This window comes from Candidatus Vampirococcus lugosii, assembly GCF_018420025.1.
Taxonomy (GTDB): domain Bacteria; phylum Patescibacteriota; class Gracilibacteria; order Absconditabacterales; family Absconditicoccaceae; genus Vampirococcus; species Vampirococcus lugosii.
Genome location: NZ_JAEDAM010000032.1, coordinates 1 through 11,174, shown reverse-complemented (window position 1 = coordinate 11,174; position 11,174 = coordinate 1). Strand labels below are relative to the sequence as shown.

Genomic DNA, 11,174 nt, shown 5'->3' with positions numbered 1-11,174 from the left:
GACTCCCCTACAAATTGTCAAAATAAAGATTGACAAAATATAGACAGTTTGGACAATGAAATAATTGAAAATAAAGATGAAGAGAATAAAGAAATTGAACAAAATGAAATAAACAAAAAATTTGAAATAAATACAGCAAGTATAGAAGAGTTAAAAACAATAAATAGAATATGAGAAAATATAGCAAGAGAAATAATAAAAAATAAACCATATTGTAAATATGAAGAATTACTTGAAATAAAATGAATTTGACAAAGTATATTACAAAATATTATTGATGACAAAAATATAAGTCTAGACTCCCCTACAAATTGTCAAAATAAAGATTGACAAAATATAGACAGTTTGGACAATGAAATAATTGAAAATAAAGATGAAGAAAATAAAGAAACTTGACAAAATAAAGATGAAGAAAATAAAAAAATTGAACAAAATGAAATAAACAAAAAAATTGAAATAAATACGGCAAGTATAGAAGAGTTAAAAACAATAAATAGAATATGAGAAAATATAGCAAGAGAAATAATAAAAAATAAACCATATTGTAAATATGAAGAATTACTTGAAATAAAATGAATTTGACAAAGTATATTACAAAATATTATTGATGACAAAAATATAAGTCTAGACTCCCCTACAAATTGTCAAAATAAAGATTGACAAAATATAGACAGTTTGGACAGTGAAATAATTGAAAATAAAGATGAAGAAAATAAAGAAGAGAAAAATAATCAATGAAATTTGAAAATAGTTGAAATAAATCCTGTTAATGATTTGTTAGCATCATATATAAAAATTCAATCTATATGATGAGTGTATTCTTGAAATTTGAAAGTAAATTGATTATGACGATGATCTAGTTCTAGAGAGTTTGAAATAAATGTTTGATCTTGAGAATATATTGTAATTTCAGATACTGAATTTGCTTTTCCTAGAGATTTAAATGTTTATACTTTGGATTCTATTTATATTAGTTTAAATTCTCAAAAATTAGAATTAATATGACAAGATTGACAGATAATGGACAGGGTAGTGTCTACTAATTCAAATTGATATCAAAGCTTATATTTTGATAATAATTATGAATGAGAATATAGACTTTTTGATTATCAAGATGAATTTTTGTTAGGGGAGTATGAATTGCCAAAAATAATAAATACTTCCATCAAAAATATTGAAAAAATGGATAATATAATTTTACAAAATAAAAACAAATATGAACGGGCGAGAAATTCACGATCTAAATGTGTTGATGATAGAGAATTGTATAAAAATAAAATGAATTTGCATAAAAATTATTCAAATATAGTAAATAAAAAACTTAAGTCAGATTGGTATATGGTATTTGAAGAATCTTGAATTTCAAGTGTTAATGATATTTATCAAAATCAAATTGATAATTTAAAAGAATGAAAAGATTTACTTGAAATTGATTGAATAAAAGTTAAACCTTATAATATATCTCATATTGAAATGATAAATAATGGCAATATATCAGATTTGCCTTCATATTATAATAAATATATTCCAAATTATTATTTTAATGTATTTAAAAATACTAATAAATATATTTTTTCACTGTTTAATTCTGAGATAAAAAATTTTAAAAATTTATTTAAAAAAAATGCAATGAATATTGAAAGGTTATTTTTGATACAAGAACCTGTGAGATGAGATACTTATGATATGATTAATAAATTACATTTTTAATAATTATGATTTAAATTTATTGAAAATAATAAGTCCAAATCCAGATTGGTTAAGTTCTTGGTTAGATAAAAATAAAGATTTATTAGATATTGATATTAATAAAATTACTTTTTCTCAAAAATATCCTTTTTTTACAAAAAATACTATACATTTTCGATGAGGTGGGGAAGTACTTACTGATCAGAGATCTTTCCCTTATGATGGTTATTTATATCCTATAAAATTTTTTAATAAAATATTTTTTGAAGATTTTGTTTTATTTTGATGAATATGAAAAATAAATAAAAAAAGAACTAAATATTTATATAATTTTTTACTTCCTAAAGCTAAAAATATAGTAGTAAGAGAAAAAGATTCTTTCAATATTGCTAAATCTTATAATAAAAATACTATTCAATATCATGATTTTGCTATTGATGTTTTGGATAAATTCAAAATTGAAAAAAAATCTATTTCAAATAATATTTTGATAAATTGAAATCCGTATATTAAATCAAAATATGATCGACAAAAATTATTTAAAGCTTGTCAAATTCAAAATAATGAAAAAATTTATTTTGTGCCATGAGATATTAGTGAAGATATAAGTGTATATCAAATATTAAGATCTCAATACAAAAATATTGAAATTTATGATCGAAGTGATAAATCTATAAAAGAAATAATTGATTTTTTTTCTACAGCAAAAAGTGGGGTAGGGGCTAGACTGCATTTTTTATTGATATTAAAATATCTATCTATTCCATATCAAAGTATTTCATATCAAGATAAAATATCAAAATTAATTGATAATTAAATTTATTTTACAAAAATTTAGTTATGTATATTTTATTTTTTAGTATAAATATTTTATTGTTAGTATTGATAGAAGATTTATTTCTTTTTTCAATAATATCCTTGATTGAATTATTTATAATTTCTATTTTACAAATTTTTTACAAAGAAAAATTATTTTTATTTTTCTCAAATATATTATTGGTAATTTTATTTCCATTTTTATCTATTTTTATTAATCATTATTTTTATTTCCAAAAAATTCCTGATTTTGATAAATCTTTTGTATGAACAGGGCAGATTGTAGATAGAATTGATTCTCAAAGATTTATTTTTAAAGATTATCATAATAGAAAATATATTTATTATTCAGATTATGAACATAATATATGAGATACAATAAAAACTTATTCATCATATTCTCCGTGATTGACTCAAAGTAAAATATTAAATGATTTTGATAATTTTTTTGAAGATTTTTATATAAATTTGTCTACAAAAGATTTTGAATATGAATTTGATTACAAATATTGGCTATTTTTGAAAAAATATTATTGAACAATTTATGAAGATAATTTTATTTATTTGGATAATAATAATCTTGATTATTTATTTTGGTCCAAAAATTTTGTAAAATCTTCATTACAAGAAAATTTATGAAATAATAAATATTCTGGTTTATCTATATGAGTGTTGATAGGGGATAGATCATTAATTCCTAATTTTGAATATCAAACATTTTTGGAAACATGATTAGTTCATATGATTGCAACTAGTGGAACTCATATAGCTTTTTTAGTATTTTTCTTAAATATTTTATTTTTTTGGCTACCTTTGTATATTAGAATAATAATTATTATTTTTTGTGTAAGTTTTTATTCTTTTATGGTTTGACTTTCAGCAAATATTTTTCGTGCTTGGATTATGTGATCCATTACTTTATTTGCTATATTGGCAGGTAGGGAAGTGTATATATGGAATTTAATAAAAACAGCTTTTGTAATTGTTTTATTGTTTAATCCTTATAGTATATTATATGATATGGGTTTTGCTTTAAGTTTTTCTGCTTTAATTTGAATTATTGTTTTTCAATATTTTTTACCTAAACAAAAATCTTTTGTTCATAAAAGAATTTGAGAATATGTATATCCCACTATATGAGCTAGTTTATGAGTTTTTCCATTTTTACTTTTTTTTACTGATCAAATAAATCTTTTTACAATATTTGCAAATATTTTAGTTGTTCCATTTTTGCCATTATTAATGATAATTTCTTTATCTCTTATATTTTTTGATTTTAGTTATTTGATTTATTTACAAAATATAATTGTTGATTGGTTTTATTGTATTTCTAATTTATTTTATATGAATTGATTTTATATGATAATACAAAATTATATATTAAAAATAAAATTGATATTATTATTTATTAGTTTATTATTTGTTTTGAGATATTTCAGAATAATAACTTAAATTATTTATGATTAATTTGCAAAAAAAATATTATATTATATAATATAGTATATATTTAATATTTAATATATATTTATGAATAATAAAAAATATAATTTAATATGAATTATAATAGTTTTGCTCTGTATATTATGATTAATACTAACTATTATTACTAATTTATAATTTTTTTTGTCACAAATAAAAACATATATCGTAATACAGTTTGCACAAGTTTACAATAGTGCTTAAATGTTGTTATTTACTTTAATTATATATTTTTATTAAAATTCTCTTGAATTTTTATAAAAAATTTGTAAACTACCGCTGTGCTCCATAATTTAAATTATATAATGGAGAAAACAGTTTTATTTATATACTTATCTAATACAAACACATGGATAATATGAAGAAAGTAATGGCTGGTGTTGCAGTTTGAGGTTTAGTTTTGAGTCAAACTCTACAATCAGTTGTATATTGAGCTACAGGATTTAATGATCCAGAATTTAATGAGGCATTGAGTTGGATGTATGAATCAGGTCTTACAAGTCGTAATACTGTAGATTCTTTTATGCCTATGAATAATCTTACAAGGGCACAAGCTGCTCATTTCTTTGTATGATTTGCTGAAGGTCTTGATATTCAAGCTGACAATTCTATGTCAGTAAATCTTAATGATTTGGATAATGCAGATCCTACTTTGGTTAATTCTATAGAAAAAGCTTATAGAATGTGAATTATGAGTGGTTCTAATTGACAATTTAGACCTAATGATGAAATAACAAGAGCAGAATTTATAACTGTAGCTGTGAGAGCTTTGGATGGAAAGAAAGATGAAAGTTTAACTCCTTGGTGGACAGAATATTTTAACTCAGCTAGACAAATGGGTCTTACTAACGAAACTGATGTTAATGCTCAAGATAGAAGTATATTGAGATATGAAGCTGGTCTTATGTTGTATAGAGCTTCTGGTGATACATCAAATGTTTGAGGTGATGAAGAAGAACCAGACTTGGATGAATTATTAGGTGGTCTATTTGGTGAAGAGGAACCAGAACCAGAACCAGAAGAAGAACCAGAACCAGAAGAAGAACCAGATTTGGATGAGTTATTAGGTGGTCTATTTGGTGAAGAGGAAGCAGAAGAGGAACCTGAACCTGAACCAGAACCAGAAGAAGAAATTGATTTAGATGACTTATTTAATGATTTTGAAGATGAAGTTGAAGAAGAAGTAGAACCAGAACCAGAACCAGAACCAGAACCAGAACCAGAAGAAGGTGATGATGATTATGAAGTTTCTGGTAGTACTTTGGAAGTGGCTTTGAATCCTAATTCTCCTGCTAGTCAAACTATTCCTAGAAAAGGTCTTGTAACTTTTGCAAAAATAGATCTTGCTGCTTGAGATGCTGATGTGTCTATAGATTCTATTAATGTTACTAGAGAATGATTGTCTATGAGAGAAGATATATCTAGAGTTTATTTTGAACATAATGGTAAGAGGGTATCTTCTAGGGCATCTGTAAATATAGATAATGAAGCTGTTGTTAATTTTGCCCCTGCATTGACTATACCTGCTGATACTGTTAGAACACTTGATTTGGTGGTAGAATTAAGTTCAACAAGAAATTGAAATAATTGAGCAGATGTTGGTGCTGAACATGCTTTTTCTATAAATTCTGTATCAGCTACTACTAATGTTGTTTGAAACTTACCTATTAGAAGTAATATGATGAGAGTAGGTTCTTATACTGTTCAATCAGTGATTTTTGATGCTAGTGATATATCAGATGTTGAAGTTAATGTTTGAGACTCTAATGTTCTTATATGAGAATTTGATCTTGAAACATCAGGTGATAGAAATAATTTATTTAAATCTATTACTTTGAGGAATAATTGAGCAGCTGATTTAGAATCTTCTCTTGCTAATGTAGGTATATACAATAATTGAGTTGAAATTTCTAATGATGTTATTGTTTCAGGTAGGGAAATAACTTTTACTGTTAATCATGAAATAGAAAATGGTAGAAGTGAAAGATATGAAATTAGAGCTGATATTGTTTCTACTGATAGGGATTGAGATGAAATAGAATTTGAATTAAGAAATGAATCAGATTTATCAGTTGTAGAACTTCCTACTAATTTTTCTGCTCCTTTGGATAATGCTAGTGATTATGTTATGACTAAATATGAAATAAAAGGTTGAGAATTGTTAATGTCTAGAGATACTAGTGTTGTAAATACAGCTACTGTGTCAGCTAGTACTTCAGATGTTGTATTGTTGTCAGCTGATCTTAATGTGGATGAATCTATTACTATAGAAGATTTACATATTCAATATGATACTACTAGTGAAAGTTTTTATCATCAGTATAGAGATTTAAGATTATTGGTAGATTGAAGAACTGTTTCTACTTATACTCCTGATTCATCTACTGATGATACTGTATGAGCATGACAATTTTTTACTTTTGATTGAACTTTTACAGTAAATGAGGAATCAAGAATACAAATTATTTGAAATATTAATAATAATGTAAATTCAACTGATCCTACATTTGAAATTAAAGATTTTAAAATTGTTATTGATTCTACTGATTTAAATGATAAATCTAAAACTACAGTTAAAGATGTTAGATATATATCTAATGATGAAAGACCAAGTTTAACTCCTACTACAGAAGGTATTAATTGATCTGTTCAATGAGTTAGAGTTACTGTTGCTGATTCTGATTTACTTATGACTAGAAATGATGGTTTAAGTAATGAAGATTTGGTTCCAGGGGCAAAAGATGTTATATTATTATGATTTAGTTTAAGAGCTAATGATGTGTCTGATATTAGAATTACTTCTTTGACTCCTAATGTTGGTTGAACAGTTGATATAGCAGATATTAATAATATTAGGTTATATGAATGAAATAATTTATTAGATACTAGAAGTGATTTTAATTTTAATAGTTTGAATGTTAATATTCCTAAAAATGAAGCTAAGTCATTTAATATAGTTGTTGATTTTTCTAATTCTGTTTCTGCAGGTGAGAATATTAATTTATCTATATCTGATAATACTCATATTGATGCTAGAAATGTTGCAAGTAATGAAATTTTGACAAATAGTGAACTTAGTTGAGCATCTAATTGAGTAACATATACTTTTGTTGTTTGATGAACATTATCTATAGATAGAAATTCTGATACTAGAAATTCTACTATTGTTTCTCCTTCAGAAACAGAAGTTGATGTGTTTAGTTTTGAAATGGAAGCTCAAGATGATATGTTAAGGCTTACTGATTTGTATATTACACAAAATGCATATACAGGTATTGATTTATTAAATTCAGTTAGATCTGTTTCTTTGGATGTATGAGGTAGGAATATAGCTTGAGCTGTTGTAAGTGATAGCACTATATATTTCCCAGTTTGAAATTCTAATCCTATAATTTTGGAAAGAGATAATTTGGAAAAATTTGAAGTAAATATTGCTTTTAATGATTCAGATAATTCATTAAATTATTGAGAATTTGATTTCAAGATTGGTGAAGGTTCGTATACTCCAGTTAATGGTACAAGTCAATGAATTAGATTAATATCTGATTCAACTTGAGAAACAATTAATTTAGTTCCTGGTGATGTTGCTAGTGCTGTATCTAATGTTCATATGATTTCTAGATCTAAACCAACAGTTTCTATGACTTCATTTACTCCTAGTTCTACTAACTTATATGAATTTGAAGTAACAGCTGATTCTAATAGAAAGATTACTTTAGATGATGTTGAGTTTGATATATCTGGTAGTGCTACTTTGACAGGTTGAACTGTAACAGTTTATAGAGATAATGAAAGTTCATCAAATATAGTGTTTACTGGTGATGTATCTGATCTTAGTAATATGACTCAGTGAACAGCTTCTAGAGATGTTTCAGCAGGTGAAACAGTTAAGTTTGTTGTTAAACTTACTGGTGTTACTGCTAGTAATTCAGATAATGAAACTAGAGAAACTAGAATAGAAAAATTATCATTTATTGATGATCTTACTTGAGCTGTTGCTGTTGAAGTATCTTCATATAATGTATGAGTACCAACTACAGTAAGTTCTTATCAATATTAATTACTTTTTTAACAAAAAACTTATTAATTTAGTTTTAAAACTCTGACCTTGGTCGGAGTTTTTTTTAATTGTTGTTTTCTCGCCCGGGCGGGAAATTTTGCTTGAAATTTAATTTAAAATTAATATAATATATCCGCCCGGGCGAGAATTTATATTTAAAAAAAGTAAGATGCCAATTAGATATTTTAAATTATATCCTTATATATATTATCATATTTTTAATCGTTGATTTGAACAACAGAGAATTTTTTATGAACATTCTGATTATGATAGATTTTACAAAATAATTTTAAAATATTCAAAATGAGATTTTTCAAAAATAGATTTGGTTTCATATTGTTTTTTGCCAAATCATTTTCATTTTATATTAATTTCAAAATCTGAAACTGAAAATTATATTTCAAACTTTATGAGAAAAATTCAACAATCTTATGCACAATATTTTAAAGCAAAATATTGAACTTGAAAATGACCTGTATTTGATTGAAGATTCAAAGTAAAAGCTATACAAGATGATGTTTATTTACAGAAATGTTTTGTTTATGTTAATTTTAATGCTATTAAACATTGAATAGTAGATAATATAAATGACTGGAATTATACCAGTTTTCATATTTTGGAAAAGTGAGAAAAAGAAACTTATAGAAATATTAATAATACTTTATGAATTTTGAAAGATTTAGAATTTTAGATATTATTTTATTTTTAAAAAAATTATATAAATAATCAATTTAACTTGACTTTTTGAGTATTTTTGATATATAAAAAATATAATTTTTATTTTTTATACAAAAATGCTATGAAAAAAACAATATTCTCAATATTAACAATAATTTTAATTATTTATATGTGATTTGTCAATAGATTATTTGCGAATTTTGATAAACCTTATGTAGAATGAGAAGTTATTATTTTATATGAAGATGATAGAATTTGAAATATTTGACCCCAAAATATTGAAAGTTTTGTAAAGTGAATGAAATCAAAATGATATAAAACTGAAAATATTTGACATACTAGTAAAAATATAGTAAAATTAAAAAGTGATACTTGAAATAAGTTTTGAACTAATTCTCAAAAAAATAAGTCTAAAGCTAAATCAACAGAAGAACTTATGAAAGAATTAAGTAAAGAACCTTGAGTAAAACATGTTCAACCAAATTTTATTTATGAAATTGATGATATAACAAAAGATATTCCAGATTATGATAAACTTTGGTGAATGGATTTTATTAAATGGCCAAAATGAATTGATATATATAATTCGGAAATGCAAGATCCAAATAAAATATTGGTAGGTGTTTTGGATACATGAATTGATTATAATCATCCAGAATTTGAATGACAAATGTGGAATTGAGATGATTGTGTTGATCGAAATTGAGAATATATGTGAGATTGTATTTATGGTTATGATTTTGCTTCAAATCAAAAAGATCAAAATGATGTACATTGACACTGAACACATGTTTCTTGAACTATAGCTTGAAGTTTAAATAGTTTTTGATCAAATTGATGAATAGTTTGAGTAAATCCATATGCACAAATTATGTCTTTGAAAGTTTGTAATGATAATTGAACATGTCCTACAAGTGGTATAATTAGATGAATAAATTTTGCGAAAGAAAATTGAGCAAAAGTATTGAATGCAAGTTTATGATATCAATCAAATTGTTATTTTGATGAACTATTTTATAATACTATAAAAGATTTTTGAGATAATTGAGGTGTCTTTATAGCATCTGCATGAAATAATTCTTCTGATAATGATCAAACTTTTTTTACTCCAGCAGGTTTCTGATCAGACTTTCAATGTTGAGAAAATAGTATAGAATGACTTGACAATGTTATTTCAGTAGCATCTTTAAAAAAAGATAAATGATTATCTAGCTTTTCAAATTTTTGAGATAAAACAGTTCATATATGAGCACCAGGTAGTTCAATTTATTCATCAAAGCCTTGAAATAAATATTGAAATATGTCATGAACTTCTATGGCATCTCCTCATATTGCTTGAGTTGTATCTTTAATTTGGTCTTTTGCAACAGAAAAAACTTATAGTGAAATTTTTGATTTAATAAAAAATAATTGACAAGAATTAGATTCTCTTGATACTAAAACTATACGGGGTGTTGTTCCAGATTTGGAAGCAACTTTATTAAGTATGACAGACAAGGTAGAAGAGAAAAGATATGAAGTAGTATTTAACTTAAATCCAGAAGATTTAAAATTGGAAATAGAAGATAATGAATGAAATGAAATAAATTGAACATGAAATATATATAAATTAGTAAATGGAAGTTATAAATATAAAGCAAGTTTGACAGGATATAATAGTTTGACAGAAGAATTTGAGGTGAAAGATGAATGAAAAACAATAAATGTTGATTTGGAAGAGAAAAGATATGAAGTAGTATTTAATGTAAGTCCAAATGTAGATTATAGTTTAAGTATAAATTGAGATGAAAATTTTGATTTAGAAAATGTTAAAGCTTGAGAATATAATTTTGAAATAAAAGCTGATTGATATCAAACTTATACTTGAAGTTTTGAGGTAAAAGATGAATGAAAAACAATAAATGTTGATTTGGAAGAGAAAAGATATGAAGTAGTATTTAATGTAAGTCCAAATGTAGATTATAGTTTAAGTATAAATTGAGATGAAAATTTTGATTTAGAAAATGTTAAAGCTTGAGAATATAATTTTGAAATAAAAGCTGATTGATATCAAACTTATACTTGAAGTTTTGAGGTAAAAGATGAATGAAAAACAATAAATGTTGATTTGGAAGAGAAAAGATATGAAGTAGTATTTAACTTAAATCCAGAAGATTTAAAATTGGAAATAGAAGATAATGAATGAAATGAAATAAATTGAACATGAAATATATATAAATTAGTAAATGGAAGTTATAAATATAAAGCAAGTTTGACAGGATATAATAGTTTGACAGAAGAATTTGAGGTAAAAGATGAATGAAAAACAATAAATGTTGATTTGGAAGAGGAAAGATATGAAGTAGTATTTAATGTAAGTCCAAATGTAGATTATAGTTTAAGTATAAATTGAGATGAAAATTTTGATTTAGAAAATGTTAAAGCTTGAGAATATAATTTTGAAATAAAAGCT

At 24.2% G+C, this 11,174-nt stretch carries 6 protein-coding genes; all 6 read left to right on the top strand.

What is annotated here, in order from left to right; all coding sequences use genetic code 25:
• Positions 1-1,710: ComEA family DNA-binding protein (locus tag VAMP_RS03070; protein WP_213349101.1), on the top strand; the 1,710-nt coding region annotated here is incomplete at its 5' end.
• On the top strand, positions 1,682-2,506 hold the full coding sequence (locus VAMP_RS03065; protein WP_213349099.1) for a polysaccharide pyruvyl transferase family protein: 825 nt from the start codon (positions 1,682-1,684) through the stop codon (positions 2,504-2,506). The genes VAMP_RS03070 and VAMP_RS03065, both read left to right, overlap by 29 nt.
• Before the next feature lie 23 nt (positions 2,507-2,529).
• Positions 2,530-3,957, top strand: a complete 1,428-nt coding sequence (locus VAMP_RS03060) for a ComEC/Rec2 family competence protein (RefSeq protein WP_213349096.1) — start codon at positions 2,530-2,532, stop codon at positions 3,955-3,957.
• Positions 3,958-4,342: 385 nt separating this feature from the next.
• Positions 4,343-8,044 (top strand): S-layer homology domain-containing protein, encoded by a 3,702-nt coding sequence (locus VAMP_RS03055; RefSeq protein WP_213349093.1) that lies wholly within the window; start codon positions 4,343-4,345, stop codon positions 8,042-8,044.
• 169 nt (positions 8,045-8,213) lie between these two features.
• The gene (locus VAMP_RS03050) at positions 8,214-8,735 is read left to right on the top strand and encodes a transposase (RefSeq protein ID WP_213349090.1); all 522 of its coding nucleotides are present in this window, start codon (positions 8,214-8,216) and stop codon (positions 8,733-8,735) included.
• A 156-nt stretch (positions 8,736-8,891) separates the two neighbouring features.
• Positions 8,892-11,174, top strand: a 2,283-nt coding sequence (locus VAMP_RS03045; RefSeq protein WP_213349086.1) for a S8 family serine peptidase, incomplete at its 3' end; no start/stop codon positions are given.